Origin of the sequence: uncultured Roseibium sp., from assembly GCF_947494555.1 — a bacterium.
GTDB lineage: Bacteria > Pseudomonadota > Alphaproteobacteria > Rhizobiales > Stappiaceae > Roseibium.
The window spans coordinates 336491-363394 of the sequence record NZ_CANLVF010000004.1 but is presented as its reverse complement, the minus strand read 5'-3'; the positions used below and the strand labels follow the sequence as shown (position 1 = coordinate 363394).

23 protein-coding genes are annotated in these 26904 nt (G+C 52.9%); 7 read left to right on the top strand and 16 right to left on the bottom strand.

From position 1 onward, the window contains the following. Positions 1-134 precede the first annotated feature (134 nt). From Q0915_RS20670 to Q0915_RS20655, 4 genes are all read right to left on the bottom strand, one after another. Positions 135-1094 carry a tyrosine-type recombinase/integrase gene (locus Q0915_RS20670; RefSeq protein ID WP_299478114.1) on the bottom strand — a complete coding sequence of 320 codons (960 nt, stop codon included), beginning with the start codon at positions 1092-1094 and terminating at the stop codon, positions 135-137. Then, positions 1087-1611 carry a hypothetical protein gene (locus Q0915_RS20665; RefSeq protein ID WP_299478111.1) on the bottom strand — a complete coding sequence of 175 codons (525 nt, stop codon included), beginning with the start codon at positions 1609-1611 and terminating at the stop codon, positions 1087-1089. Before Q0915_RS20665 ends, Q0915_RS20670 begins: the two co-directional genes overlap by 8 nt. Positions 1612-1815: 204 nt before the next feature. Beyond that, on the bottom strand, positions 1816-2886 hold the full coding sequence (locus Q0915_RS20660; protein WP_299478108.1) for a hypothetical protein: 1071 nt from the start codon (positions 2884-2886) through the stop codon (positions 1816-1818). Positions 2887-2890: 4 nt separating this feature from the next. Beyond that, on the bottom strand, positions 2891-4741 hold the full coding sequence (locus Q0915_RS20655) for a DUF3578 domain-containing protein (RefSeq protein WP_299478105.1): 1851 nt from the start codon (positions 4739-4741) through the stop codon (positions 2891-2893). Between the two features lie 104 nt (positions 4742-4845). Between Q0915_RS20655 and Q0915_RS20650 the strand changes: the two genes are divergently transcribed. Next, complete coding sequence (locus Q0915_RS20650) at positions 4846-5214, top strand: recombinase family protein (protein WP_299479131.1); 369 nt, start codon at positions 4846-4848, stop codon at positions 5212-5214. A gap of 417 nt (positions 5215-5631) precedes the next feature. Here Q0915_RS20650 and Q0915_RS20645 read toward each other — a convergent pair whose 3' ends face one another. The 6 genes from Q0915_RS20645 to Q0915_RS20620 form a co-directional block, all read right to left on the bottom strand. Next, the gene (locus Q0915_RS20645) at positions 5632-6765 is read right to left on the bottom strand and encodes an AAA family ATPase (protein WP_299478102.1); all 1134 of its coding nucleotides are present in this window, start codon (positions 6763-6765) and stop codon (positions 5632-5634) included. Next, positions 6755-7699 carry a CHC2 zinc finger domain-containing protein gene (locus Q0915_RS20640; RefSeq protein WP_299478099.1) on the bottom strand — a complete coding sequence of 315 codons (945 nt, stop codon included), beginning with the start codon at positions 7697-7699 and terminating at the stop codon, positions 6755-6757. The genes Q0915_RS20645 and Q0915_RS20640 overlap by 11 nt, the downstream gene beginning before the upstream one ends. A 4-nt stretch (positions 7700-7703) precedes the next feature. Next, entirely contained in the window at positions 7704-8471 is a 768-nt protein-coding gene (locus tag Q0915_RS20635) for a hypothetical protein (protein ID WP_299478096.1), read from the bottom strand. A gap of 8 nt (positions 8472-8479) precedes the next feature. Continuing rightward, positions 8480-8707: a helix-turn-helix domain-containing protein gene (locus tag Q0915_RS20630; RefSeq protein ID WP_299478093.1), complete on the bottom strand. Its 228-nt coding sequence runs from the start codon at positions 8705-8707 to the stop codon at positions 8480-8482. A gap of 89 nt (positions 8708-8796) precedes the next feature. Beyond that, positions 8797-9489 (bottom strand): hypothetical protein, encoded by a 693-nt coding sequence (locus tag Q0915_RS20625; RefSeq protein ID WP_299478090.1) that lies wholly within the window; start codon positions 9487-9489, stop codon positions 8797-8799. A gap of 394 nt (positions 9490-9883) precedes the next feature. After that, complete coding sequence (locus tag Q0915_RS20620) at positions 9884-12823, bottom strand: UvrD-helicase domain-containing protein (protein WP_299478088.1); 2940 nt, start codon at positions 12821-12823, stop codon at positions 9884-9886. 812 nt (positions 12824-13635) lie between these two features. Between Q0915_RS20620 and Q0915_RS20615 the strand changes: the two genes are divergently transcribed. The 5 genes from Q0915_RS20615 (at position 13636) to Q0915_RS20595 (ending at position 17871) form a co-directional block, all read left to right on the top strand. Beyond that, positions 13636-14745, top strand: a complete 1110-nt coding sequence (locus Q0915_RS20615) for a radical SAM protein (protein WP_299478085.1) — start codon at positions 13636-13638, stop codon at positions 14743-14745. Further along, the gene (locus Q0915_RS20610; RefSeq protein WP_299478082.1) at positions 14736-15329 is read left to right on the top strand and encodes a 3'-5' exonuclease; all 594 of its coding nucleotides are present in this window, start codon (positions 14736-14738) and stop codon (positions 15327-15329) included. The genes Q0915_RS20615 and Q0915_RS20610 overlap by 10 nt, the downstream gene beginning before the upstream one ends. After that, positions 15326-15964, top strand: coding sequence for an AAA family ATPase (locus tag Q0915_RS20605; protein WP_299478079.1), 639 nt, complete (start codon positions 15326-15328; stop codon positions 15962-15964). The genes Q0915_RS20610 and Q0915_RS20605 overlap by 4 nt, the downstream gene beginning before the upstream one ends. A gap of 189 nt (positions 15965-16153) precedes the next feature. Then, a complete protein-coding gene (locus tag Q0915_RS20600; RefSeq protein ID WP_299478076.1) occupies positions 16154-16654 on the top strand; it encodes a GIY-YIG nuclease family protein in 501 nt (166 codons plus the stop codon). A 650-nt stretch (positions 16655-17304) separates the two neighbouring features. Continuing rightward, on the top strand, positions 17305-17871 hold the full coding sequence (locus Q0915_RS20595; protein ID WP_299478074.1) for a hypothetical protein: 567 nt from the start codon (positions 17305-17307) through the stop codon (positions 17869-17871). A 58-nt stretch (positions 17872-17929) separates the two neighbouring features. Here the strand turns inward: Q0915_RS20595 and Q0915_RS20590 are convergent, their stop codons facing one another. The 5 genes from Q0915_RS20590 to Q0915_RS20570 form a co-directional block, all read right to left on the bottom strand. Continuing rightward, the gene (locus Q0915_RS20590) at positions 17930-18556 is read right to left on the bottom strand and encodes a LysE family translocator (RefSeq protein ID WP_299478071.1); all 627 of its coding nucleotides are present in this window, start codon (positions 18554-18556) and stop codon (positions 17930-17932) included. A gap of 116 nt (positions 18557-18672) precedes the next feature. Then, on the bottom strand, positions 18673-19584 hold the full coding sequence (locus Q0915_RS20585; RefSeq protein ID WP_299478068.1) for a plasmid partitioning protein RepB C-terminal domain-containing protein: 912 nt from the start codon (positions 19582-19584) through the stop codon (positions 18673-18675). Further along, positions 19581-20471 carry a plasmid partitioning protein RepB C-terminal domain-containing protein gene (locus Q0915_RS20580; protein ID WP_366525306.1) on the bottom strand — a complete coding sequence of 297 codons (891 nt, stop codon included), beginning with the start codon at positions 20469-20471 and terminating at the stop codon, positions 19581-19583. The genes Q0915_RS20585 and Q0915_RS20580 overlap by 4 nt, the downstream gene beginning before the upstream one ends. Then, positions 20468-22042 (bottom strand): recombinase family protein, encoded by a 1575-nt coding sequence (locus Q0915_RS20575; RefSeq protein ID WP_299478065.1) that lies wholly within the window; start codon positions 22040-22042, stop codon positions 20468-20470. Before Q0915_RS20575 ends, Q0915_RS20580 begins: the two co-directional genes overlap by 4 nt. Before the next feature lie 746 nt (positions 22043-22788). Further along, positions 22789-24072, bottom strand: coding sequence for a site-specific integrase (locus Q0915_RS20570; RefSeq protein WP_299478062.1), 1284 nt, complete (start codon positions 24070-24072; stop codon positions 22789-22791). A 907-nt stretch (positions 24073-24979) separates the two neighbouring features. Here Q0915_RS20570 and Q0915_RS20565 point away from each other — a divergent pair. Continuing rightward, positions 24980-25798: a hypothetical protein gene (locus tag Q0915_RS20565; RefSeq protein ID WP_299478059.1), complete on the top strand. Its 819-nt coding sequence runs from the start codon at positions 24980-24982 to the stop codon at positions 25796-25798. 328 nt (positions 25799-26126) lie between these two features. Here the strand turns inward: Q0915_RS20565 and Q0915_RS20560 are convergent, their stop codons facing one another. Then, a complete protein-coding gene (locus Q0915_RS20560; protein ID WP_299478056.1) occupies positions 26127-26882 on the bottom strand; it encodes a hypothetical protein in 756 nt (251 codons plus the stop codon). Between the last annotated feature and the right edge of the window lie 22 nt (positions 26883-26904).

Below are 26904 nucleotides of genomic sequence, written 5' to 3'. Positions count from 1 at the left end.
TAAAGCTCGAGGTTTGGTCCTCAATGCTCTCGAATTGGGGCACCCCCATCGGGTATAAATGTGCCAAGTTCTTTTCGGCTGAAAATCGGCCAAGACAAAAACACGCAGGTAACTTAGGGCTAGCAAGGCCCAAGTCAGATCACAATACGCTCGACCTCGTCCAAGCTCACTTCATCACCACGTCTGTCGTAAAGCTGCGTTGTCCGCATGGAGGCATGATTGGCCATTCGAGCCGCAATCTCCAGCGAACCCTCGTTTTTCAAGTAGGCTGTGATGCCCGTCGCTCGGAAGGTGTGGTTTCCAATCGGCTTTGTAATGCCCGCCTGCTTGGCACGGCGACGAATCATCGCATAAGCGTTTGCCTGGGGAAGAGGACGCTCTGACAGTTCCTTAGTGTCCCGGTCGATTGTCCGGAACACATAGCCTTTGCGATCCTCCCACAGCTCAGCTGCATCCAAGTACTCGTGCAGCCAAGCATCGAGATTATGGTGGCAAGGCATTTCGTGCTGCTTGCCGCCCTTTTCGTGCAGCCGCACCCATAGCCGCCGGTTCTGGGTGTAAACATCTTCCACCTTGAGACTGAGCGCCGCCCCAATCCGAGCAAACGAATAGACCATCATTCCAATGAGCGCTCGATCTCGACGGCCAACGACCTTGGTTGTGTCGATCCGCTCAATCAACTGCCGGGTTTCAAGAGGCTCTAGGACCGGCGTCTTTCCTCGCTTGACCACATGCTTCGGACCTCGGACGCTCGCGGCCGGATTGACCGGCACCACCTGGCCTGTGACGAACCAGTCGAATAAATGCCGCACAGCAGCCAACCGCTGTTTCACAGTCGGCACTGAAAGACTCTTGCCAAGTTCCTCGACCCAGGCGGCGACGTGGATTGGCTGAATCGCCGGAAGCGAGGTGACACCTCTATCGGCACTCCAGATCAAGAAATCCATCGCCGCTCTCGCATAGGCGCGCCGCGTGTTGGGATTACGGATATTGGCTGTGAAGAATTCGAGATAGCGAGCAAAGGACCGCTCACCGGATGCCTCGACAATAGCAGTTAATTTTTCAGGGAACGCTGGAATGATCTGGCTACACATCGACGGACCATACCTGAATGCCGTCATGTTCAAACTGTTGACGGCGCTCGCTGCCAGGGAATTGTGGCGATTGGAAAAATACGTAACGATGGATTTCGGCTCGCTTCGCCAGCTTTGCAAGATCGTTGTTTAGTTTGCTATTGTTCTTGGGCGTGACGGCCGCAAATGTCTCCGCGCCAACGAGCCCGTCTGCTTCACTCATGATATCAAGGTCCAGCGACGCGTGTGCTCCCGGTGCCAAGTGAAAACCTCCAGCATCTGGGTGCCATGACAAAAGCTTTCGTGCCGCAACAATTGCCACAGCATATGTCCAGGTTTGATTGATCTGCTCGACAAGATTGAGTGGACGATCGTCGATCGGATGGAACCCAATCGCATCGAATTTCATACATTTGAACATGAGAAGAGGATCATCTGCGTGTGCAACCAGGCGATCGCGGGCTCGCGTCGCCGAAAGACGGATTCGCTCCAATAAACTGTCGGCGTCTTCGGCACTTCGAATTGTGAGTTTGGTCATGATCCAGATGTTATATGGAAATCTTTATCTGATAAAGGACATTATCATATATTAAATTGTGCGAATGCGATTTGAATGGTGACTCTCGATGCTTAAACAGGGATGCGGCCGTTCACAAAGCCGCGAGAGCAGAAATGGTTGTGCGATACGCGTATCATTCGGAAGCAAAATCAAAGAGCTCGAGGAGTATCGCAGCTGACTTCTTTACGCCATGTGGTCAAACTTAACGGATGTTGGCTCAGCAACGGGTTCAATTAACTCGATCAGCTCAGCATGGATCTCCGGCCACTCAGCACCTAGATCAATGGTTGCAATTTTCACAGGCATCTCAAGAAGTCGATAGTTTAGACGCAAAGATTGGTCCTTTGTTGGGTAGATGAGGAGACCGGATACCTCCTGGCCAGGCTCCTTCTTTCTCACATGCGCGAGATAGGTCGAAAGCTGATAAAGGTGATCAGATCTCACCTTCAGGTCATAGCGTCCACCGGCCAGAACCTCTTTGTAGTATTTGGCATCGGCCACGATCGTGCGAGCGCCCGACCGGAGACTGATGTCGGTTTTCATGATCGGGAGATACGCAAGATCAGCCTCGTCGTCGGCGTGCGCGAACCAAGGCATGATCTCCGAGGCTGCGGAATACCCTGATAACTCCGAGCGATAGAAGTTCCGCAAGAAATCCTCGAAAAGCGCTGACATCCGGGTTTCGTCTTCCAAAATGCTCCGGAATTTTGAGCCGCCACCCTTCGCATCCGGTAAGAGTGTGTGGAAGACCAGCTCACAGACGCGCATCAAGAGGCCGTACTGCGATGTGTTTCTTGAAAGCTGAACGCGATGGAACAAATCGTTGGAAAGACGAATTGAAGAAACACCCGCCATCCGTCGTGCAGACGTCATGAGCTCGTGCCGAAGACTCTTCTCGACATCAGCACAGGCGCCAAGGGACAGCAAGCTCGCTTTGAGCACCTGATTGTGCAGAACGTCTGCTGTCAGCTCATCAAGATCACAGACCGCAAAACCACGCAGCATTGTCTGTTGCTTGGTCATCACGTCGAGTCGAAGTTTGCCTCGTGGGGATCGCGTCTCTTCGGTGACCTCGACATAGCCGCGGTCAAGCCCGCGTCGTAGGAGCCTGTGTGTTCCGTCGTTCAGAACCTTTGAGAGTAGGTTTGGGAGGTCTGGGCTCTGATCGGCGCCAACGTCTATGACACCGCTGCTTTTAAAATGTCCCCAGGCGTAAAGTAGTAGGTAGTAGATGTTGCGGACGGGAATGGTCACCCAGTCACCTCAACAACTCATTGCGCCACTGATCGGCCGTCTCCGGGGCATCAAACCAGTATTCCTCTAGGAGGGGATAAATCTCCGTCTCAACGATGCGGCGATACCAAGCTTCCGGGTCATCCACATCCTCGGTCGGGGTGAAGAAACTATGCCCAATTCGAAACCCAGGACCGAGATTTGTGCGATCGCTCTCAATGGCTTGGTTAAGTTCGCCCATCTTATTGACAATTTGATTGATGGTATCCTCTGGGATGCCATAACGTTCAAGTTGTGCGCGAAACTTGGCCGCTCCGTAAAGGGGCTCCATCGCTACGAAGGCAAAGCGTCGACGCAGCGCATAGTCGACAAGAGACAACGACCGGTCTGCGGTGTTCATCATGCCGAGGATGAACAGGTTGTCCGGAACGTAAAAATCCTGGTCATTGTCCGACGCATAGGCCAAGCGAGTTTTCCACATTGGGCCGCGTTTGTCCGCCTCTATCAAAAGCATCAACTCGCCGAAAATTTTTGAGAGATTGCCTCTGTTGATTTCATCGATGATGAAGACATACGTACTGCTCGGATCTGCCAGCGCCCGATCTCGAAATTCATAAAAGGACCCGTTTTTCCGCTCAAAACCCTGATTACCGTTGGGCCTGTAGCCCTGCACGAAGTCTTCGTAGCTGTAAGACTGGTGAAACTGGACGGCTTGAACTTTGCCGTCGTCTTTGAAGCCAATCAGCGCATAGGCAAGTCTTTTTGCGATGAAGGATTTACCGACACCCGGGGCACCTTGAAGAATAAGGTTCTTTTTGTGGCGCCAAATATCGAGGTAACGCTCGACATCCTGGCGCTCGAGAAAGAGCTCGTCGAGAGCGTCATCCACCGTGTAGCTGTCGATGACTTGATTTAGTTCTTTCAGATCTGATTGCTCAGACTGATCTTCACTTTGCGAGATCTCCACATGCTTGGAAAGCTCGTATGCACCTAACACCACGTTTAGGTGGTGTTCCATCGCGCCGTCATCGGGAATGTCATCGCTTGGCAGGGCTAGGTGGGCAATCGTACCAGCTTCATACTTTCGCGCTGCGCTTGCCTGAGACTTCAGATCGATACCTTCGTCGAGCGTAAACCCTTCGTCAGTGATCTTTTCAATCTTCGGACGCACCACCGCAGAAACCCGCCTCATCTCCTTTGTAGCGGCCGCGTCCCCTAAAGACCTGCTGAGCTGTGTCATCCCCTGGTTCAGAGTTAAATAAGTGACAGACAGATCCTCTGCGACAAGGAACACAACATAGATTCCCTTTTGCGTTGTTTCCGTCACCTCGCGATCCAGGATTGCAATCCAAGGTGTCTTTGTCCAGTTACCTTTCCCGACACTGATGGTGACCTTAAGGTTTGGCCGCAAAGAAACGGACTTTGACCTTTCAAGCCAGAGTTTTAATTCATTCATCGCTTCGGTTAAAAGTTCATCGTAAGAGAAAGGTTCCTCACGACGCTCCCTAAACGCTTCGAGAAAGAAGCTCAGCTTATCTGAAAATTCTCTCGTCTCAATAGGAAGCTGGTCGATCGACGTTCCGGTCTTATCAGTAGCAAAAAGGTATTTTTTGGGGCGGGTTTCGAGGACTTCAATGTGAGGGTGACGAACAAGCTGCGGGTTTTTTGCACCAATCTCGGCCGTGAGTTGTGAAAGCCAACCGTCTTTTGTATTCAGGTCGCGGCTTTTGTTTCTGTGCGCGGATTTCTTTGTTCGTTCTTCGAGATAATCAGGAAATGAGCGGTAAATGTGCTCAGCGATTTCACGCGCTTCAAATTTGTCTGAGGGATGCTCGCTCAACAACTTGTAGACTTCATTTACCAGATCAAATGCCAAAGCGATTTCCCATCCACTTAACCGTCAGGTGTATCTAGCTTTCGAGACACCTGTCTAGTTCAGTTTCTACTGTCTGATCTTGAAGTCAATGATGGCGGTACGGTATCGACGCCACAACGCCAGCGGGCAAAGTGACGTTCCAGATGATGGGTGTGTTCGCGGAGTTTGAGAGAGCAATGATCCGAGACAGAGTAAATTACGGCCTTGCACGTGCGCGCCGAAGGAGCGACCCGCGGTCGCCCGAAGCTGGACAAAGCTCCACAAACGCAATCCGGTCAGCTCTGGTGAGCGGCGACAGTGTCCGGAAGGTCGCGACGGCCTACAAGGTAAGTGTAGGAAAGGTTCAACGCTTTGAGGACAAAAACGCTTGCGGAAGCCAATCTGCGCAGAACACGCAATCTCCGATACAAATCGCCAGGGGCGTAGAAAAATATACTCAATCACAACTGATTAAGACGATCGCAGAAGATTGAAGAGAGCTATGCAAAAAGCGCAAGCCTATGAAATCATTATAGAAAGACGCGGTGTGTGTGCTTATTAGATCCCCTTTATTGTAGTCCACTTCGCCTCACGCTCCCACCTAGAAATGAAATTAAAGTATTGAGAGCATTGTATTTTTTACTTCTGCGCTTCAAATTCCCTCTCGACCTTCCACGTTGGCCAGGTGCGGAAGGATTCCACCCCCTCCCCCTTTAGGGGGAGGGGGTGGAAGTCCACCGTACGAGCGCGCACGACATGCTTTGGAACCACCCGAACGACCGCAGCCGGTTTTGCGGCCCGCGCACGACTTTCCAGTTCGTCCATAAATGGCCGCTGGAGAGCGTCTTGATGGCACGATGAGGAGTTGGGTAGGCACGGACGCGGCATCGCGCTCCACGGTGCGCACAGAGTCAAATACCGGGTATATCAGGGGCAACTTCCCGCAGGCATGAACGACGACGCGACGGTGGCCCGTCTTCAACACTCTCAAGACGGCCTTCGCGAATTAACCTTTTCATTGCCGCGTCAAGTTCTGAGACTTCAAATCCTTGGCCGAAGTTAGTCAAATCTCTGATTGTCTTGGGAGCGTAATTCGGTTGACCCTTATAAACATTGCAACGCTGACCTTTTTCAGTCAGTTCCGCCAAGCCAGCCAAGAATGCGCGGTTTGCGGCGTCGATCCGATCCGCCGGACTGTCGAGTGTCTGCGCCGCGCTTGTGCCGTTACTTTCGAAAGCACCCCTTTCCCAGCTTAGATCGAGGCGATCTCCCGTTCGCGCATAATTGGCTTTTAACCGACTAAGAATTCGTTTGTCCGGGTCTTCCGGATCGCCATTCTTTTCCTCGGGCCGCGAAAGATACAGGCGGGATCTGACTGAGTTGCTCCACGCCGTAGATCCACCATCACCGGAGCCGCTGCTTTTGCCAGTCTGCGAAGGATGAGCCAGAAGCACCACCGCACCGTTGATCTCGATGGCCAGGCGGTTGAGCAGTGAGATAAATTGACGGACTTGAGACCGGATATTTTCATTTCCACCAAACGTATCGGCCGCTGTGTCGATAACGACAAGCCGGGCGCTGGCACGTTTCGCAGCCGTCACGATCTGCTGAAAGAAAGGGGTAGGTTCGCCTCTTCCTTCACCGCTGAATGTCATCAAAAGGTTTTCATCGCCAACGCGGGAAACCCACTGCATGTTTCCGAGGCTTCGAAATTCCAGTTTGAGCTTGGAATTAATCCGGTCCTGCCGTCGGTGAAGCTCGGTTTCATCATCCTCGCAGAACACTCCAAGCACCGGACACTCAAGCACATCATATCCCAAAAACGGCAGGCCGGTTGCGCAGGCCGTCATCAGCTGCTGGGACATGAGAGACTTGCCTGTACCCCCATCGCCATAAAACGCGGTGGTCGAGTTCATTGGGATCCAGTCCGGCCACAACCATTCCCGTTCCGGAACGTCTTTGCCATGCAATGAAACTGGATTGACGATGCGCAGGGCGGCGAATGCAAAATCATCACCCGCCTGGTTCGGCGGGTCATGATGCATTTCGCATCGCCTTTAATGCGTCGTTGAAGTCCTCACCGGCATCAGGAAACCGGACGACCACTTTCCTGCCCTGGGACCGGAACGCATTTCTTGCCTTGACGGCCGCATCCTCGCCGGCTCTTCCCTTGTCAGCAAAGACAACAACACGCCCCACCGAGTTGGGTAGCTCGACACGGGAAAGATTGGAGCCAAGCACGCACCAGACCGGTACGCTGAAAAGTTCCATAGCGGAAAGGCCGGTTTCGACCCCTTCTGCTATGCCTAGGATTGTTTGTGCTGACGCCAGGCGAACGACTCCCTGGCCAACAGGACCAAGACTTCGTTTCGGGGCCGAAAGCGCTGCTTTACCGCTGCCGTCGCTCTTTAGAAAAGTGCGCTGTATCGCAACGAGCTTCACAGTTGAATCGGTCACGGCTGTAATCAGTGCAGGACACCGCTCGGACTGTCGCGGGCCCAGCAACAGGCCGGGATGAAAGCGAAGGCAATCTGGAAGCGCTTCTATGCCAATGCAACGAGCGCGCCGCAAATACGCTTCGCCAACTGTGCCGCGCAATGGTCCACTCTCCCGCCATATGGATCGCGCTTCCATCTGCTTTCGAAGGGCGTCTTTGTCGACGGATGGTGATGAGGGCTTGGAGCGGCGTACCACGTTTGTTGTCAGGTCCCCAGCTTCTCTGCGGAGGCGGTCGCGGGCATCGTTGAAATTCAGCCCCTCTGATTTTTGCCACCAATCAAGAATGTCCCCATGTGCATGACAGCCGAAGCAATGGAAGAACCCCTTGGCGTCATTGACAGTGAAACTCGGTGTCTTTTCCTGATGAAAGGGACAGCAGCCAATCCATTCCGACCCCTGCCTGGTGAGTTTTACCGTCAGCCTGATGTGGTCCGACAGGCGCACTCGTATCTTAAGCTCAACCAGATTGTCGCCAGCCATGGTCTCATGACTTTCGTTTGGAGCGTGTTTTGGGGTGGCGGCCGGATGCTGCCGAATTCGATGGAGCCGAACAGGGAGGGATAAAGCAGCCCGGGTGAATGCCGTAGTTTCCGAGCAGATCTAGGGCTTCGCCTAGCCGCCTGACAAATTCGCCTTCGGTGGTGATGCGCGTCTCTTCTTCCCTTGGCCGCAATCCTTTCGTCCACCGCAACTCGCCGCTGTCGAGAGTCGCGTTGTTGAGAAAGATTTCACCATTGTGGGCAAAGTCTATTGCAGGGTGAAAGAGCCTTTGAGGCTTGCCTGCGAACCGATGAGCGTTGAACGCAAGCCGTTCTACTTCGGCCACTGCTGAGAGGTATATGAGGCGCCGGCTTTCTGCCGCGGCTCGCAGAAGGTTTTCAGTTTGAATAAAAGCACCGGCAGGCGTCGGGAACTCAATAACAGTGCCATCTTGTTCGATTGGAATGCGATCGCTTCCCCGTCGATTGCTCCGCCGGTCGGCTGAAAAAGCATGGGAATAGAGCACGAGTGGATGGAAATCGTATGCGAGGAGGCTGGAAAGCCTGCTCGCAACGACTGTCGAAACCACGTCTGTTCGAGCCCCCGATATCAGAAAGTCATGTGCGTCTCGAATTCCGGATTTTAGCTCCTCAACCAGCTCAAGCGGCAACGTGTCATTGGGAAGTTGGGTGAGGCCACGATTAAAGACCAACAGCGTGATACGCAGTGACAGTCTTGCGAGTTGCGCTGCAGAAACAGATTTGTCGGGCATGACCGAATTCAAGCGCTGTCGGGAGTGGTGTGGGACGTTGATTTACGCCTGCGCGCCGCGACCCAAGCCTCAACATCCTGGAGGTCGTACACGACACGCCGCGGACCAAGCTTTATGAACGTTGGTCCATTCCCGCTAAGGCGCATTTTATTGAGAGTGGAGACAGCAAGTCCCAAATAGTCGGCGACGTCGCGTGTTGTGAGCTTGGGTGACGTTTCATAGAGTCTCGATTTCATGGCATACCTCGCGTTTTTACGACGAGGCATGCTCACCTTGTTCTACCCCGAGTGTCAGCCGGGAAGAGCCGGAAATCATTTCCGGCTCCCTATTGATCCTGGGCTTCGCGGCTTATTGCTTCCCGATGCTGCCAGTCTCGTGCTCTTTTCAGGACGCTCTTAAACATATCCTGAAGGCTCGTTCTTCCTGGGACACACATGTCATTGTCCATCGCGCGCTGGGTCACCCAGTCGTCGAAGTCCTTTTGATTGAAGAACCCGTCGCCGGAGATTTGTTCGTTCAACGCATCGTCCTCAAGAGCGATATAGTCAGTTTTTCTGGGCCGACCCGTTTTGCGCAAAGGATCAGCGGAAGATACCACGCTACAAGCCAGCCCCGACCTGCGAGAATATCCGTGTTTTTCGAAATGGGTTTCGGCCTGGCGCACGTTGAGTTCCAGATCATATTCATCTAGTTGACTGAGATCTTCCGAAAGCCGCCCGAAGCCCTCAAGGATGATTGGCTCTTTGCCTTCAACTTCTTCGAAAACCAGGCGACAAACTGAAGGTTCATCAATTAAAAGCTCATGCGCTGGCCCTTCCTCACCAAGCTTGTTGCGCACCCAGATCCTGGTTTTCTGCCAATCGAGCCCGTTACGCAGAACCTCCTCGCATTCCGGCTGCACGATACCAAACAGTTTGCAGAGGTGATCGATTGCATACTTCCGCTTCATCCAGTCAATGTCAGTCATCTTGTCCTCTTTTTTGCGACGTTTCGACCAATGGGAGCGAATCAGAACCACTCCCGGACACCCACGGATTCTCGCGCAATCTATTGGGGGTTAAGTGCTAAAAGACGCCGCTTATTTGGAGAGCCCGACTAATGCTTGAATGCGAATTCATGAAAAATGCAATGATTTTAGCTAGCTATGACAGAGATGAGCTACGATTCGCGTTTGAAGGGAATCGGAAAGCTGCAAAATTTTGCTGATATTGGAGACCCACAAAATAGTTAAATGCTGTTTAAACCTGATTCGGTCTGAGTATGCGCTTGGTCTGGGACAAGGAAGTTGTCTTGCGTCAGGTTAACCGGACATGAGGCACAGATAAGAACACCCTGTCCGCTCTGCGGACACTCGTTCAATCCGTATTGAATGTCTGGAAGACGAACCCAGAAGTTTGACACGACGCAACAAATTATTGGGTTGGGTCGATGCTCCCGTTCTTGCCTATCTTCTTTTTGCCGCTGCACTTCGGGAAATTGACACAGCCCAGAAATGCGCCGTAGCGGCCAGACCTTTCAACCAGCCAGCCATCTTTACATTCGGGGCATGCCGGAAACTCTGCACCGCAACTGCATTCGAACACGTGCAGTTTGGTTAGGCTGTTAACGGGTATGTCTGTACCGCACTTGGAACAGGCCTGGCTTGTATAGCCACATAGCCGTCGGTGCTCGCAGTAGAAATAAACATTCCCCTTCTTCGAAGTCCCCGGTAGCATCCGCCCACCGCATTCGCTGCATCTGGCCTGGGCGGTAACTTTTTCCTCCTTTGAAATCACCTCAACATCTGTACTCTCCACCATTTCACGCACGAAAACCGAGGGTTCCTCAAGGCTTGCAAGGATTGTGACTGTCTTCTTTGCACGCGTTAGGGCGACATAAAAGAGCCTCCGCTCTTCTGCGTGATCGTAGGCCTCCGGTTCAGGCAGGACGAGATCCAACAACGGGTCATCAACGATCTCAGATGGAAATCCCATGCGACCGGTATCAGCGCGAAGGATTACCACATGGTCTGCTTCCAGCCCCTTGGACCCGTGGACGGTCATGTATCGGAGCAATAGCTTGGGGTAAGCGGAATTAATCTGACTGAAGTTTTTGGGCCTCAGGAAATTATACCGGCCCAGCAGGAGAACGGAAATCTCGGTACCTTCTGAATGGTTTGAAATGTCATCAAGCGCCGAGCGTAAAGCATGATCCTCCTTACGTTTCTGGTAATAGGAAACATAAATGCGCGGCTTGTCCGCCGATTTGGCAGGAATTACTTGTTTTCTGATCTGCAACGGGTTCTTGAGAACAAACGCCCGCGCCGGCAATGCAATCCTGTCGACGCTTCGGAAGGTCCGCCCCAGATCGACGACCCGGTGGATTCCGCTGGCCCCGGCGAACCTACCGCCGAAAACCTTCCCGAAGCTGCGCATCAGGTGAAGGTCCGATCCTGTAAACCGGTAGATTGATTGCCAGTCGTCACCGACGGCAAAGAGGCGGGCATCCTTGTGTTGGTCTTTTAGCGCCAAGAGAAGTTGCGCCCGACCTTCGGAAATATCCTGGAATTCATCGACCAGAAGGTGCCGGAACGGGCTTTGATAATTTCCAGTCCGAACATACTTGGTTGCCCGCACGATCATGTCTTCGAAATCGATCCGGTTGCCGAGCTGCTTCTGATAGGACTGATAGACAGCATCGAAGATCTTCAAAAAGGACAGCGATCGGGCTTTGTCCTTGGATATTTTGGCCCGCGCCTCGCATGTTTTGATTGATGAACCGGAACTCTTGAAGTGCCGCAAAAACGTCCCGAGGGTCTGGGTGAAGGCATCTATCTGCCCCATTTCGGCCAGCCGGTTGAACACCCGCTCTGACGGAACCGGGTTGAAGGTGACATGCGGCTTCAATTTCTCTTCGAGCGCGTCCAGAAGCCTGTTTTCCACCCGTTCATAGCTGTAGGTTTCTATGAGCTGAGTGCCGTTTTCTTCATGTACACGTCGTTTCCACGTCATCCCGTCAAGATAGCTTTGCCGATCGACATGAGGCGCGGTCATCAGCCTCGTTTCTCCGTCTGGGCCGCGGGCTTTGCGAACACCGAAATGTTCAATGTAGAGACCACTTTCGGTGAGGCGGAAGTCCGGCGTATAGGCCTTGCGCGTGTTCTCTGGAAGCTCATGCTCGTAATCCGGTTCATATTCATAGGCCACACCGTTCAGATACAGCCAATTTGCGATCTCAAGTTCTTCAAAACTTTTGACCAATTCGCCCTGCAGGGTTCGGAGTTCGTGGGCTTCGATATATTCGTAGTAAGTCGCTTTTGTCTTGAAATCCCATTCGCTTTTGAAGGGCGTGTAGAGCTCGGAAAACCACTTCAGAATGAGCAGAGCCATTTTCGGCTGCGTGGCCAGCTCGTTGACCAGAATATCTCGCAATAGTGCCCGGAATTGCGCATCGTCGCTGGCGTGCGGTGCCAGGGCGGGCGCACCTTTTTCGACTTCCCTGATGATGTCATAGCCGAGGGCATGAAAGGTCGACGCTATGACGGAAGCGCCAGAGCGTTCTTCAATTCTCTCTGCCATCTCAGCAGCGGCTGCCTTTCCGAAAGCCAACAAAAGGATTTCCTCCGGTTTCCGGATCTTCTGACGAATAAGATTAGCCGCTTTAGCGACGATTACGCTTGTCTTGCCCGATCCGGCGCCAGCCAGAATCAGCGTTGCGTCTTCGTCGGAAAGCACCGCAAGTCGTTGCTCGGGAGTCAGGGGATTGGATTCAATCGTATCCAGAAATACGCTCGCCACGGCCAATTCCGTATCGATGAACGTATCGATCGCGCGTTTACGCAGCGCGTCTGGCGCGCTCTGAAACTCTCGGATCACATCGACAAGCGCTTGTTGGTCAGCGTCCAGGGTGCCTTCAGGAATATGCTCGGGCAGGGTTTTTAGAACGCGGAATGCCTGCTCAAGATATGGATCTAGAAGACAGGCCGACGGGTAGCGCCTCGGTTGTTTCAGGCGCTGGACAACATCGGCCAGCACCTTCAATTCATCCTGCACCTTAAGGACCAGTTCCTCGAAGTGAAGGCGCCAGGATGACTTTATGGCCGAAACCATGGCTGCTGCTTCGGTGGCTCTTACGCCGGCAAGCTTAATCTCGTCTCCGCCCGCAAGTGGCAGGACCAGCACCGCGAAACCTAGCGTCCTGCGCAAGAATGGCGAAGCGGCGACTTCTGAGATGGCGACACGCCGTGAGGTTCTGCCCGAAAAGGTTATTTCGCTTTCCGATAGCGTGGCGCGCTGGAAGCCATATCCAAACGGTACCAAAACTAGCCCCGAGAGGCTGCTTCTTTGGATGGTTTTGTTCGAGGCTGACGTCATTCCGTCTCGCTTGATAAGGGGCTGCCGCGGCCGAAGGAGCCGTATCAATGCGGCCAAGATCCCGTTTCTTGCCGGATCCGAAGTAACAATCTACAGGCACCGGCGCGCACCGCGGTTATCGCCGATCACGGCTTCAGGTGCTGAGTGTTGGCCACCGGCCATCACGCTTATCAATCATACTCCATGATCGTGTATCGGCTTCAATTTGGGCGCGAGCTTTGGTCACGGCGATGCTAATTCATGCCGGTTACTTGTCGCGTGCTGCCGACTGGCCGCAAATCAGGCAGTCGATCGAGAGACTCATACCAGCCAAGTGTAAATCGGAGATGTTGACAGGTGAAGGCGCTTCGGATTTCGGCATGCGCTCATTATTGAAAGCATGTGTCGGCTGGGACAACGAAATGAACGTTGATCGCAAAACGGCCCTTTAACTAAATCCACCCACACCGCAGTGAATTCACTCTTTCCGCCCAAATGACCTTTGTCGATTCTGGCCCACTCCTGCCGTTCCCGGACCGCCCCCGCGCCGCGGCTTCAGCACGCCGGTCATTCGTGCATTGTGCAACATTCGCGAAGCGCGATTGACGGCAGAGCGCAGGAAGCAGACTGTCGCCACCAGCCTTGGTCGGGGCGGACGTGACATGTTGCAACGAAGGCCGCCAACCTCGCGATGAGAGCCGATTAAAACTGCAACTCGCGCCTCGGTCTGATTTCGGATCGAGTACTATTGCTTGATGTCACCAACAATGAATGACAATCTTAGATTGAAAGTTAACTACTGACTTTTAGCTTACCCGACTGGAATTAAAAGCATGAAACAGCTTAAGGTCACCGGAGAGAAGCTTCCGGATCCACTCAGGCAGGTGGTCGATTACAGGAAGTCGGGGCTGAGCCTGAACCATGTGGTGGGATGCCCGCTGGATTGCGGCTATTGCGTGCGCCACTTTTTCGGCAACTTTCACATGAAGAAGCCGCATCTCGTGATGCCCGATGACGAAGCGGTCGAGCAGCTGGTTGGGCACTGGGCATTTCAGCCGAACCTCACCCCAATCCAGATCTTCAATCGCGCAACCGACGCGTTCTTGCCGATCGTCAAGGAGCATCTGTTCCGCTGCATCGAAGACCTCGACCGTCGCGGGTTGAAGAATCCGGTTCTCATCATCACAAGATGGCACGTCTTGCCGGAAGACGTCGAACGCCTTGCCAGGCTGCAAAACTTGCGAATTACGGTGCTGATTACCTGGTCCGGAATCGAGGATCAGAAAATCGAACCTGTTTCCTGCGATATTGCGGAAGAAAGCCTTCGAGTTCTTGCCGGAGAGAAGGGAAGTTTGCGTTCCCTACTTTATTGGAGGCCGATCGTCGCAGGCCTGAACGACAGTGATGCCCATATATTCAGGGCCAGAAACCTTTCGAAGCTTGCTGACGCGACCGTCTTCACTGGCCTCTTCTATCGCAATGAGATCCGTGCCTATTTTCAGAGCGTAGGTGCGCCGGATCTATATGCGGGCGTCGCACGTCGCAAGATCCTCCCTCAGGATGTCGAAGCTCGGATCATCGCTGCGTTCGGCGATACCCCAATCTTCCGGAAAACCTCATGCGGTATCGCGTATGCACACGGCATCCCGGATTACAACGGCCATTACGGAATCCGTGAAATCTGCGACATTTGCCCCGCCACGCAACTCGACATCTGCCAAAAAGCACATCACGTGCCGGACATGGCCGATATCCACGCACTCGCCCGGCGGGCGGGAGTTGATGCCGAGGGGATCAGCCGCGACGATCGGCGGATCGAGGTCAGCGGAAGCCAAGAGCAACAACGATACTTCATGCAGCACTCCTTGAACTTCCAGGTTCACGACTGCAAGCAGCCTCACCATTTTGGTCGACACGGGAAGGCTGACATCGGATGGAGCTGAGCAGGAAGACGTTCTGGGTGGTCGATGTCGAAGGCAACGGCGCAAACCCGCCGGAAATTGTCGAAATCGCAATGGTCGAAGTGCGAGATCTCGCATTGCAGTCCCGCCGCATGGAATGGCTTGTAAAACCAAAAGCACCAATCACGCCACAGGTTACCCGTATCCACGGCATCACCGACGAAGACGTGGCGCAGTCTCCTGACATTGAGGACATAGCAGACGATATCATGACCTGGACTAACGAGGGCCGGATCATCGGCCATAACGTGAAGGTCGAGCTTGACGCCATTTCACGGGCTATCCCGGATTGGCGACCGGCTATGGCAATCGACACGCTCAAACTGGCGCGTTTCGCGATACCGGGCCGGGAGTCATACAGTCTTAAAAACCTGGGAACCGATCTCAGATTGAACAGTATTGCTGCGCGCGAGAGCGGAAAAGCACATCACTCGGCTCTGTTCGACTCAGTCCTGACCGGACTTCTCTTCTGCCATTTGATCCCCCGCCTTCCCGTCGACCGTCACCAATCGGCGCTTGAGGACAGTGACATCATGAATTCCGCCCAAGGGAAATTTCTGCTGTGAACCATCCATTCAAAATCGGCGTCGCTGGCTCCCATTCAACCGGCAAAACAACCTTCGTCGCGAAGATGTGGAATGCGATTGAGGATACCGGATTACGCGTCGCAAGGATCAATGACCTCGCAACCCGAGCCTTGGAGCTGGGCTTCCCGATCCTTCGCAACCACACTTACGAGAGCACTCTCTGGATCATGGCGGAATGCATGCGGCAGGAAGCCGAATTGTCGCTGTCGGCTGAGGTTGTCCTGGTGGATCGACCGGTGCCGGACGCGCTCGGCTACTTGAAAGCGGCGCTTTCCATGTCCGGCCGCAGCATCGATCACCGCAGGCTTGATGCGCTTGAGCGGATTGCTGAGGTTCATTCGTCCGACTATGATGTGATGGTTGTGACCTCGCTTGATCCGACTATACCGGTGGGTCCTGGTCGTGATCACGACGAGCTGTTTAGGCTTGCGGCAGCGGAAGCCGTGTGCGATGTGATCGCGCGGAATCGTCCCGACGCCCTCATGCTGACGTCTAATAACTCAGACGAGATTGCTCAGGCGGTAATGGAAATGCTTTCGGCTGCTGGTCGGTTGATTGCGCCTGAAAGTGCGCAGCTCTCGATCGATGCTGCGCCATCCACGAACGGCAGTTAAGGGTTGCGAGTTGCCTTGAAGCGCGCGGCGCCAGGAGCGTTGCCCTGGAGCGCCTGATTCGATCGCAGGCGGTTCGGCGGATGACAGCAGCAGCCCATTGCGGACGCAGATGCTTGAGCCCTCTTGATCGCCGCACACTTTCATCCACTGTTTGAAACCAATAATTCTTCGCATTATCGGATAACTAGGATGGCAGTATATTTTTTCGCTGAGCTCGACCCTGACGGCCATTGGCGTTATCGGGTCAAGGTTGGTTTTTCGAATGATATCCCAAAAAGACTACGAACTCTTCAGACAGCTAACTCTCGGGAGATCGCTGTAATGGGATTCATTCGTACCCACGACCTTGCGGAGGATCGACGGGTTGAGTCTGATCTGCATAAGCGCCTCATAGACGATGTGGTGCGTGGCGAATGGTTCAGTGTGGCTCCAGAGCAAATCTTCGACGCACTGCATAGCTATTCCAGCAAAGCATTCCTTGCGACCGAGGGTGATCCGTTCGAAGTCATTCGTCTCGATAGCGATGCCATCCCGATCTACGCCAGGCCCTGGCATTGGGGCGAGTTCGAAGTGGACGAATTCTGCCCGTGCTGTGGTTGGGCATGCGGTTGGACAGAGGTCGAGACTGCAGGTGGAATGATGTGCCTAGAATGTGGCGCGCACGAAGCGCATTGCGAGGATAGGGGGTAGAGCCTGACTGAGGCTGAGGCGCAGACCCTGGCAGTGCTGAGATGAGATGAAGAGGTGTCGCGAGCGGCGATAGGATGCGCCTGCCTCGAAGGTCCGGGTCTGTGGGATGCGCCGCAGCACTTTAGATGCGGCGTGCATGGTCAGTCGGCGGCTTGGGCGCGACTTTGCAAAGACCGCTCCCTGCGCATCGCTGCCGTTGATGCAGGTGGCAGCGCAGAAGTGGCCTCAGGCCGAGCGGTAAGGTTGTGGAATGCCGGCTTCACTCAAATTCCGCTCACCGGGGCGCACGCGCAGCGGACTACCGCTCTCCGCCCAAATTGCACTTAGTCGAAAACGGTCCAATGCTGCCATTTAACCTTCCGCTGACGAACTCCCGATTTGCACCCCCATTTCGGTTATCCGCCGCGTTGAAGCCTGAGCCGGAAAGCAGAAAATCATTTGAGACTCAGCAGATTTACGGGATGCGCGGGAAGCGGACATTCGCTGTGATGCGAACGAAGGTAGAGACTGGAAACCAACGACCTAAAGCTCCTGCATCAGCCCGAGATTTTTACCCCGTTGGAGCATGATGCCGGAAGTGCTCGTCCTGCTCGATTAACCTGTGGGTTTCAGATTGTCTTTGGTCTTGTCTCGTCCTAAAGCAGACATCAATGTTGTTTGCTCTTTCTATCGCGCTCGCCTACGCACTAACCAATATCGACGGCCTCTTTGCTTTCTTCGCAATCGCGACGTCAGGAAGGTACAGACAGGCGCTGATCGGTTTCCTGTTTGCGCAACTGCTGGTCGTTACGGGGGCATATGCCGCCGGCGCTGGCGTGACGTTCTTAACCCCGCACGCTCTAGGTTATCTCGGCATTGTGCCGCTCGCCCTCGGTGTTTGGGAAGTTTGGCGAAATATGTCTCGTTCCGGAGACGACTCGGACACATTAAAACCAGCACACTCAATCTTCAGCGCCGCAGTGATCTTCCTTGCGCTAAGCGCCGACACATTCATCTTAATCGCCGCTTTTTTCGCCGATACAGCAGCGGTGCTCGACCGGCACGTCCTTATAGGTGCTCTTATCGCAGTAACGGGTCTTATCATCGCTGGCACCCTGCTAACCAAAAGCCTTGGGAGCAACCGAAAAGTCCAACGGTTTTTCGAAAACCTCTCACCTTTCGTGATGATCGCCGCCGGGATCTACATCCTTCTCGATACAGCAACGGATACCCTCTGAGGGAGACGGAACAGGATGACTTTCGCACGACCGGTGGTCATTCAAACAATCTGACCCGTCACCGCTCCTGCAATGCCAAGCGGGCACCGAGCGCGCAATAAATTCCACCAACGACTTTGCCTTGCCATTTCACCACGGCCGGGTGCTTCTTAAGGAAACTACCGAGCTTGCCAGCCCCGACAGCGAAGATCACGGTACTGAATAGGCCAAGCAGCACGAAGATCGTACCGAGCACAGTCAGCTGAAGCATGACCGAACCGTTTTCCGGTTTCACGAACTGTGGCAGGAAAGCCAGGAAGAACAACGCCGCTTTTGGATTCAGAACCTCTGCGATGATGGCCTGGTTGAACGCCTTTTTTGCCGTTATAGGTGTGCTACCGCGAGCAAGGTCCAGAGATGTCTTGTCAAGGATGGCGACAATGCCGAGAAATACGAGATAGGCGGCACCAGCGTATTTGATGATGCTAAACAAAAAAGCCGACTTCGCGATAATGATCGACACGCCAATGATGGCCATGAAGGTATGAACAACATCCCCAGCGGCGATCCCTGCCCCTGTCGCAATCCCCGCTTTTGTTCCCGAACTCGTCGCTCGCGTCACAGTAAGCAGCGTTGCCGGGCCGGGTATAAACACGAACCCAAGAACAATGGTGACATAGGCAATCAGTGTGGCTGTATCGATCATAAAGGTCTCCAAATGACGGGAAAAATGTGCTAGTTGCGTGTCACTTCGGCGGCAAACGATGATGCATAAGCCTCGAAATAGCGCGCCTCGCGAGATTCGTTTAGGTGGGCTGTTGCCTAGTTTGGTGAATTAAATTTTGCAGTTTCGTCGATTTCGGAGATTTTTTGAAACTCTGTCAACAACTCCGGGAAACTCTGGGCAAGATAGCGAACCACTCGCGCATTCTCGATCAAACGCTTCACGTATCCAGTTGCAATCACCAAATCGAGATGATCCTGACCATAGGTTTCCTCAAGCAGATGAAACTCACGGTCTAATTGGGCAGACTCCTGCTCCATACGCGCAATTTGTTCGTCGGTGAGCCCGTTTATTTTCTTCGGTTTTGCAGTCTCAATTAACTGAGAGGCAGGTGTCGCTCCAACGAGCGACTGCGCGTATGGATAAGAATACTTGTTCATCGCGATCATTAGCTGAGCAGCTTCGATTTGCCTCAGCGGCTTCATTTTCCGCAACTCCTTGAAGGTATTTATTGGGACATGCTTATCTTTCAAGAGTTCCGCCACTTCCGTGCAAATCCCCTCAAGTAATCGGCGTTTCCGTTTGATGTTCTGAATATTGACGTTCAGGACTCGTGCTAGAACCTCTTCAGAGACACCTTTTTCAATTGCTTTCAGGATCATTTGATGTTCCTGGATGGTCGCAAGCCGATTGACTCGCTTATTGTACGTGTAAGCTTCATCATCTGTTGCGATCAAACAGTCGACTTCCTTATGTCCAAGTTCCGTCAAGACCGACACTCTCATGTGTCCGTCCAACAGAAGATATTTCCCTTTTTCATCGCGATTGGGGACGACAACTGGAGGCTCAGCTAAACCGGAATAGAAGATCGAGGAGCGTATCTGACCGTACTTCTTGGACTTCTTTATCCTGTCCGACACGATCCTCAGAGGCGTGATGCTGGAGATGGACAGCCTGATCGGTTCACGGTGAAACGCGAGTTTGATCAATGGAGCTTGTCTTTGATTCATCGCGTCAGCTCCTGACGCTCCATGCGATCGACAAGTTTTCTGGGAATGGTGTCGAGATTTTCTGATTTCAACAGATCGAGGAACGCTTCATTCGTCAGAAGTTCCTTCAATGCGTGCGCGATGAAAATCAGCCGATTCCGCGTCGCATCTGCTTTTCGTATGAGGAGTTTTTTGCGATCCGTATCTTCCCTATAGGCACGGACCAACGCTTCGGACGAAATTCTTCTCTTCCGCTTCGCGCCGCTTAGGAGAGCCTTGCCCCGGCGGTTTCGGCTCTCGACGACCTTTTTAGCGATAAGGAGTTTTCGTCCTCTCAGAATGTTGTTTTCATAAGCATTTTGAAGCGCGTCCTGAACTCCGTCATCATCGGCATCTACAATCTCAACTGCAACGCTGATTGGAATGTGTCCGGCTTCAACGGAACGAAGCAAACGTTGTTCACCCTGACGAATGAGCTTGCCGATACCCTTCACGTACTCAGTTGAAAGCCCTGTCTTTCTTGCGATTTCTGGCTCGCTGTAGCCCCTTTCTTTCATGCCTTCTATGTCGCGAACCAAATCGATGGCTTGGTGCTGCCTACGCGCGCAGTTTTCAACCAAGCTCTTCACCAAGCTTGTTTGAGTATCTGCCTGAATGACGATCGCGGGTATTTCCATCTGCCCTAACTGTTTGAAGGCCTCAAGCCTGCCCTGCCCGCACACCAGTTGGTAACGCGCTTCTATTTCCTCTTCCGTCTTAGAAACGGTGATGGGGCGCTTTAAACCCACATCTCGAATGCTCGAGACGATTTCCCTGAATACTTTTTTGCTACGCACCCGAGGGTTCAGGACGGAAATCTTGTGAATGGGAACGAGCTCAATTTGCAGAGTTTCTGCATCTGGCATCATGCGGCCTCTTGAATTGAGAGGCGCTCCGCCAAAGCAAATAGTGGCCTCAGCGTTTCAAATCGAAAGGCGTCGATCCAAATTCCGTTTTCTTCGGAGAGCTTCAGAGTCTCGGCTTCAACATCGTACGTTGGGAGGATGAGATAATCCTTTGCACTGGTGTTTTCCGCATTCATCCGCACCGCGATTGTAAGGTCCGGATGCAGGCTCCGATCAAGCCGCACTTTCCAACGCAAAGAACCTGCATTCGTTTGAAAGCAACGACTTATCGTAAGCGAAGCCGTAAATTCCTGATTTATCGTCAGAAGATCAGTAATCTCATCTCTGGTGACAGCCCCTCCTGCCTTCTCGATACCTGAGATCGTCTCATCGACCGTATCAGGGTACCGCCGCCGCAAAGCCCTGTTTACTTCAATGTAGCGATAGTCTCTTTCGGGAGTGTATCCGATCAGGCTGTACGCTTTCAGCAGTCCGCCAAATCGATGGCTATAGGCTTTACTCGAAGGACAGTCGTGCGTTTCGTCGATTATCAATCCAGACAGCACACCTGCGCGTTCATAGACGTCCCTCAACTGATCAAGCATCTCGTCATTGGTTAGATGATGTGAACGGGCTTCAATTATTGCCCGGGCAGCATCGAAGGCTCGAGGGTCAACGATTGCCTCGAAAGCACCGTCAGCGCGAACCAGCATCGACGCATCATTTTTCAGTCGATGCTGCTTGAGTTTGAACGAAACGTGGTTCCAAACATTGTTGCCGACGTATTTCTCGTTGATAAGGATTTGGTGCACGGTGCCCCTCGACCAGGGGCGATCAAGGTCTGTGAAAACACCTCGTTGGTTTAGCTCTTGTGCGATCGCTGTTTCATCCAAACCGTCTTCCACGAACCGTTGATAGATCCACCTTACAATTGCGACCTCCTCAGAAGGTCCTGGAACGAGCACGACCCTGTCGGTTTGAATACTCTTCCTTTCACCGCGCGTCAGGAGACCTTTTGGTCGGCCGTGCTCGTCTCTCAGCTCACGGCGCAGACCAAATCCAGCCATTCCACCTTGTCGATAACCCATTTCGATTAGGCGACATTGCCCAGCAAATACCTTTACGGAAAGTTCTCGGCTGTACTCCGCTGCCATTCGTCGTTTGACGACTTTTTGGACATCGGATCCGATACTTCCGTCATTTTCAAATTGCTCTGCGCAGTACTCCACCTGAACACCAGCCCGACGACACCGATATTCGTAGAACGCACTCTCGTCTGAGTCTTGAAACCGCCCCCAACGGCTAATGTCGTAAACAAGGATTACCGAGAAATCTGCATTGCCGCTTTCGATATCCGAAATCAGCTGGCGGAGTCCGGTACGGCCTTCGATGCTTAGACCGCTTCGTCCGGAGTCGGCGTAAGTGCGAACGATTTGAAGCCCGCGCTTGCTTGCATAACGACGGATTGCTTCGGCTTGGTTTTCTGTCGAATACCTCTGATGTTCGGTAGACATGCGAACATATTCGGCGGCGTACGTGTTCACTTTGTCACGCTCACCATCTTTGCTCTGATCGATGTCCTCTTTCGAACCCATTTTTCAGCCGCCAAACGCGAGTACAAAAGACGAGTATTTGCTGCTTTATCCGCAGCGGCGAAAACTCCGCGAAATTATATCTGGAGAGGGGATGCAACATGTCGCCGAAAATGCGCAACAACTTGCATGCTGGTTCAATCGAACCGCTGAGTTCAGAGGCTTATGCGGCTATCATTGCGACCGCCCTCCGAAGAGAACTTGGAGGGACCCATAGAGCCGTCAAAACGGTGCGTCGGTGGACTGGCGCGGGTGAACGCACGGTTACAAATTGGCTTGCTGCGGAGCACGGGCCAAGTGGGCCTCATCTCGCGTTGCTCTCCCATCATTCGGACGCAGTTCTAGAGGCATTCCTGATCATGTCCGGAAGAGAGAGGGTCGTTGTCGACCTCGAGGTATCTCGTTTCAGAAAATTTCTTCTGAGCACGTTGGAGCGACTGGAAGAGGCAATCGAATGAACGCCCGATATTCAAAAGCGATTGGTGACCGGGCAGAGAAGCTTGTGTTGCAGATTCTCCGCAATATCGATCAATTTCACGGTCATATACATCGTACTGCCATTGGAGAAACACCAGGCTGGGATATCTCGCCCGACACCCCTCGAAACATTGATCGAGTTTCAGAAGATCACTGGACGTGACGCAAGCGTCTAAAAAAACCGATGCGTTAGGTGCACGGTACGGCCGATTTGCGTCCAGATTCCCGCAGTCATCGCCATTTTTGGGATGGCGACGGACCGAGCCTTCCATTTAAGGAGACCGCTCGAGATCACTTGACCCTGCGTCTGTTCCCTTCCCTTCTAACGCGGCGCTGAGTTTGCATCCGATATCTTCTGAGGCCTGACGCACCGGATCATCAGCCAAATGGGCGTATCGTTCCGTGGTGCTGCTTCTCGAATGCCCTAAAAGTTTCCCGACAATCGGCAGCCCCATTCCCGCATTAACGCCAAAACTCGCATGCGTGTGCCGAAGATCATGAAGTCGAACATTCTTTACGCCCGCTCGGCGCAACACCGCTGCCCAGGGTTTCTTCAGATCATGGCGCGGTGTGTCCGGCTCTCGACCGGCGATCACGTAGCTCCCTAGTCGCGGCAGGTCGGCGAGCACTTTTGCTGCAGCAGCATTCAGTACAATTGTTTTCTTTCCCGTCTTGCTGTCCGGCAGATGCAGCAAGCCATGCTCAACATCGACATTTTCCCATTTGAGAGCCAGGATTTCGCCGCGACGAGCGCCGGTCAACAACAGAAGCCGTATTGCAGCCGCCGCGTAGCGATCAATGAGAGTGAACCTGTTCTCGGCTTTTGCAACGTGTTTGCTCTTCGGATGTGTTTCATCGACAACCCAGGGAATTCCCGTCGTTTCGCCCTCGCAAATGGCTTCACCGATACGCCGAATTTCGTCGCTTGAGAGAAACCGTTCCAATTGATTTTCAGGAAACTTTTCGATTTTCCGTGTTGGGTTGAAGCCTTCTGGAACAAGTTCCTTGATAGCTGCAAAGCCAAACATACTGGAGAGCGTGGCAAGCATTCTGTTCGCGATGCCGGGTGATTTGGTGCCAATTTTTGAGTGTAGCGCCGAAACCCGCTTACGGGTTAGCTGATCGAGTTTTATGGAGCCAATTTCCGGAACGATAAGTCTCTCAAGATGATCGCGGTAAGTCGATGCCGTCGATTTTTTGAGTTTCACGTCAACATGATCCCGAATGAACGTTTCAGCGAACTGCGCAAGTGTTGGCATTTTCCGCGCGTCAGATTTTTCAAGTGCCGGGTCTCCGCCCAGGAGCGCTGAAGCAAGAATTTCACGTGCCTTACGGCGCGCCTCATCAGGCGTAAGTGTACCGGTACGACCAAGGGTCATCCTCTTGGTGGGAGTATTTCGCCCCCCTCCCGGTCGGTATTCCACTACCCACGCCTTGTGTCCTGACGGCGTCACCCGAACGCCAAATCCCTTGAGTTCGCTATCGTAGTGAACGCGTGTTTTGGTCAGCGGAGCAATTGCGTCAACCGTGCGCTTGGTAAGCTTGTGACTGGGCATAACAAGTATTCACCACTAGAAAAATCAGACTGATCCAATTACCTTCCTGTGTCGGCACCGAGTCGGCACCGAAAAAGCAAACTCTGGGCAGTTGGTGATACTCTTTGAACGAAATTTCTCTATATATCAATAGCGTATGTCACTTACGGAAACTTAAAGAAACACAATAAATACTAAGAAAACAGCTTCCTAATCTGAGGGTCACAGGTTCGAATCCTGTCGGGGTCACCATATTTTTCAATATCTTAGTCTGTGGATGAATTTCACATCGCGTAAGTGAGGTCCAGCGGAAGTTGGTGGTCTTGACTTCAAACGGTATGCGACAATGCTCCGTGGCTAAAAAATTGGTTCAGCGTCCCGATCCAATTCCACAAAGGCGATACGTCAAACCAACAAAATCAATACCGCTATATTAGCCCTTGATCTTCAAACCGCACATACGCCCGTTATGAAATCAAAAGATTGAGACGAACAATCCGGCCGGTGTGACCCAGCCCCCTGATCCGGGCTGTTCAAGCGCAGGATCCGTTCACGTTTTTTCCGGTGTTTGGTTTTTGGTCATGGCCTGCTGAGTGGAACCATTGCGTAGCTCAAGCGAAGCAGGCCCGCACCAAATCACTGCTGGAAAATCTCATCATATCTCTACAAAGTGTGACCTGCTCCACTGAATGTTCCCCGTCTTGAGGTTAGTCTGTTCCCAAATGACCGGTGCAGCGATTGACGCAAATTTATTGCAGACGAATTGATTGAAAGGACGTGGGCAATGCCAGAGTTTGATGGGCCTAAATACTGGCCGTTGCTAAAGAACTATACGGAGTCATATACAGTCGAATTGCTCCAAAAAGATCTGAATCTGATCGCAAAAGTGCAAAACCTGCATAAACGCTATATTCCAAGCAGCAAAGCCTTGTCTAAAATGGGTCATAAGACCTTCAGTGATCTGAAGGACAGCGATCTGCTACTGGATCCGGATGGGAAATACGGCCGTCTCACTGCAGGGCGCGTTGTTATTTTTCAGGACAATTTCAAGCTGCCGACAATTGACGGGATCGTGGGCACAAAAGAGACATGGCCCGCCCTTGATGTGGTCATGAAGCGCGCTGAGGGCGAAATACTGAAGGCCGCGCTTAACAATAGACCCAACCTCATGCATGCAAAACAGAGTCTGCCCGGTGGCGCGGATTGTGGCTATTTTGCCGGCTACGCCGTTGCGGAAACCGTAAAGTCCGCGCTCGGCGCGACCTCGATCAGCTTTGACCGCGACGATGCGCTGGCGGCGCGCGATGAATTTGACGAAACGATTGATGTGAAGGACCACGGGAAGGAAAACACCGGAAAAGACCTCCATGTCCTGGATGCTGCGCGGTATCTGGAAAGCCTAGGCGCAGGGGGGTTTCGATTGCACGACATGAACCCAGGCAATTTCGCAACTGAAGACAAATTGATTGAATTCCTGGATGAGCGAACAAATGCGGGGCGATCCCCTGCCATGGTTGCGCTCAGCAATGTGGTGAGCCCGTCAATTGGGCATTGGGTTTCCGTTTTGGGAAAAAACAAGCTCTTTGGCATCACGCTTTATCTGATCTACGACAGCTCGGGACGTTTGCCGAAGGCGATGAAAGGCGCGGGATCCATCGCCGGAGCGACCTGTGTCTGGGTCGACGAATTCGTTTTGCGCGGATTTTTCGACGATCGCAGCGCTAGCCGCATCGTCTCACGGTTTTAAGGTGCGTAGGTTTTGAATTCTTCAACGTCGGGAGGGCGGTCAACAGCAACAGGAATGCACAAGACGTTTCCGCAACAAAAGCCCTTTGGTTCAAGCTATTTTTTGATATCTCGCAAAATCCTGGTAAATCCCGCGAAATCTCAGAATTCAAAATTCCTAATCTATGGGTCACAGGTTCGAATCCTGCCGGGCTCACCAGTTTTTTCAACTGGTTAGCTACTGGACGAATTTTACGCAGCGCAAGTTGCGTCCGATGACAGAATCCAGTTCTGCGCCGATTTCAAGACTGTCGTAGTGTCCGGCTAAGCGCCGCGATTTATGTTGGAGACTACTTTCCGAGATAATGCTCTGTGTGCCACATACCCCTTAATGGGGCTGCACCTTGCTGATCTTTTTGAAATTCATGCCACCAGCGTGCCGCTTGCCAAATTGCTTCAGGGCAGCTAGCTCGACTTTCCAGACCTGGTGTCAGATCGTAACCGTTAGCCGAACAAAGTGCTTCGATGAATGCCGCAGACGGAAGCCCGTATCCGTCGAACAATGGGTTATCGGCTCTTCCAACTCCCCAGACATAGCCAAGCCAAAGCAAAAGTAGTTCGACGCAATCAAGATCTACGCGTTGTTTCTTGAACTGCAGAATGGTTTTCTTCATCTCGCTCAACTTCACCGGCACTCTCAGGACCGCGATGTTCGGAAACATATTTTTGCTGGCGTAGTTGGATAGATGAGCCTCTTCGACCGCGTTGTCGGACGGCGGGTAGCCAAATCCCTCTGCGGGTTCCAGCGCAATCTCCCAAATCGCACCCTTTTTGGTGGGTCCCGATCCTTGCAGCAGCACAACGTGCGACCAGTGGCTTGGGCTCATGTCATTTCTTAAATGTCCCTGTGCGACACGGGTATGGAAGTAGGACTTCTGAGTGCCGCCGATCAGAACAAGATAGGACATGCCCCTCGCGCCATCTTCAGCTGCAAGTTTCTTGAGATTTCTCTCTACCCATTTCACATTGTCTTCGTTTCGATGCCTGGCTGTCTGGACAAAATCGGGATTCAATTCCTTGGCTGATGAGGCAATGATATTGAGCATCTGAACTCTCCTGAAAACCTGT

Bases quoted from the DNA above. Each gene is read 5' to 3' on its own strand.
- Q0915_RS20670 (WP_299478114.1), bottom strand. From the start codon at position 1,094: ATGTGTAGCCAGATCATTCCAGCGTTCCCTGAAAAATTAACTGCTATT.
- Q0915_RS20665 (WP_299478111.1), bottom strand. From the start codon at position 1,611: ATGACCAAACTCACAATTCGAAGTGCCGAAGACGCCGACAGTTTATTG.
- Q0915_RS20645 (WP_299478102.1), bottom strand. From the start codon at position 6,765: ATGCATCATGACCCGCCGAACCAGGCGGGTGATGATTTTGCATTCGCC.
- Q0915_RS20640 (WP_299478099.1), bottom strand. From the start codon at position 7,699: ATGGCTGGCGACAATCTGGTTGAGCTTAAGATACGAGTGCGCCTGTCG.
- Q0915_RS20635 (WP_299478096.1), bottom strand. From the start codon at position 8,471: ATGCCCGACAAATCTGTTTCTGCAGCGCAACTCGCAAGACTGTCACTG.
- Q0915_RS20630 (WP_299478093.1), bottom strand. From the start codon at position 8,707: ATGAAATCGAGACTCTATGAAACGTCACCCAAGCTCACAACACGCGAC.
- Q0915_RS20620 (WP_299478088.1), bottom strand. From the start codon at position 12,823: ATGACGTCAGCCTCGAACAAAACCATCCAAAGAAGCAGCCTCTCGGGG.
- Q0915_RS20615 (WP_299478085.1), top strand. From the start codon at position 13,636: ATGAAACAGCTTAAGGTCACCGGAGAGAAGCTTCCGGATCCACTCAGG.
- Q0915_RS20610 (WP_299478082.1), top strand. From the start codon at position 14,736: ATGGAGCTGAGCAGGAAGACGTTCTGGGTGGTCGATGTCGAAGGCAAC.
- Q0915_RS20600 (WP_299478076.1), top strand. From the start codon at position 16,154: ATGGCAGTATATTTTTTCGCTGAGCTCGACCCTGACGGCCATTGGCGT.
- Q0915_RS20595 (WP_299478074.1), top strand. From the start codon at position 17,305: ATGTTGTTTGCTCTTTCTATCGCGCTCGCCTACGCACTAACCAATATC.
- Q0915_RS20590 (WP_299478071.1), bottom strand. From the start codon at position 18,556: ATGATCGATACAGCCACACTGATTGCCTATGTCACCATTGTTCTTGGG.
- Q0915_RS20585 (WP_299478068.1), bottom strand. From the start codon at position 19,584: ATGAATCAAAGACAAGCTCCATTGATCAAACTCGCGTTTCACCGTGAA.
- Q0915_RS20580 (WP_366525306.1), bottom strand. From the start codon at position 20,471: ATGATGCCAGATGCAGAAACTCTGCAAATTGAGCTCGTTCCCATTCAC.
- Q0915_RS20575 (WP_299478065.1), bottom strand. From the start codon at position 22,042: ATGGGTTCGAAAGAGGACATCGATCAGAGCAAAGATGGTGAGCGTGAC.
- Q0915_RS20570 (WP_299478062.1), bottom strand. From the start codon at position 24,072: ATGCCCAGTCACAAGCTTACCAAGCGCACGGTTGACGCAATTGCTCCG.
- Q0915_RS20560 (WP_299478056.1), bottom strand. From the start codon at position 26,882: ATGCTCAATATCATTGCCTCATCAGCCAAGGAATTGAATCCCGATTTT.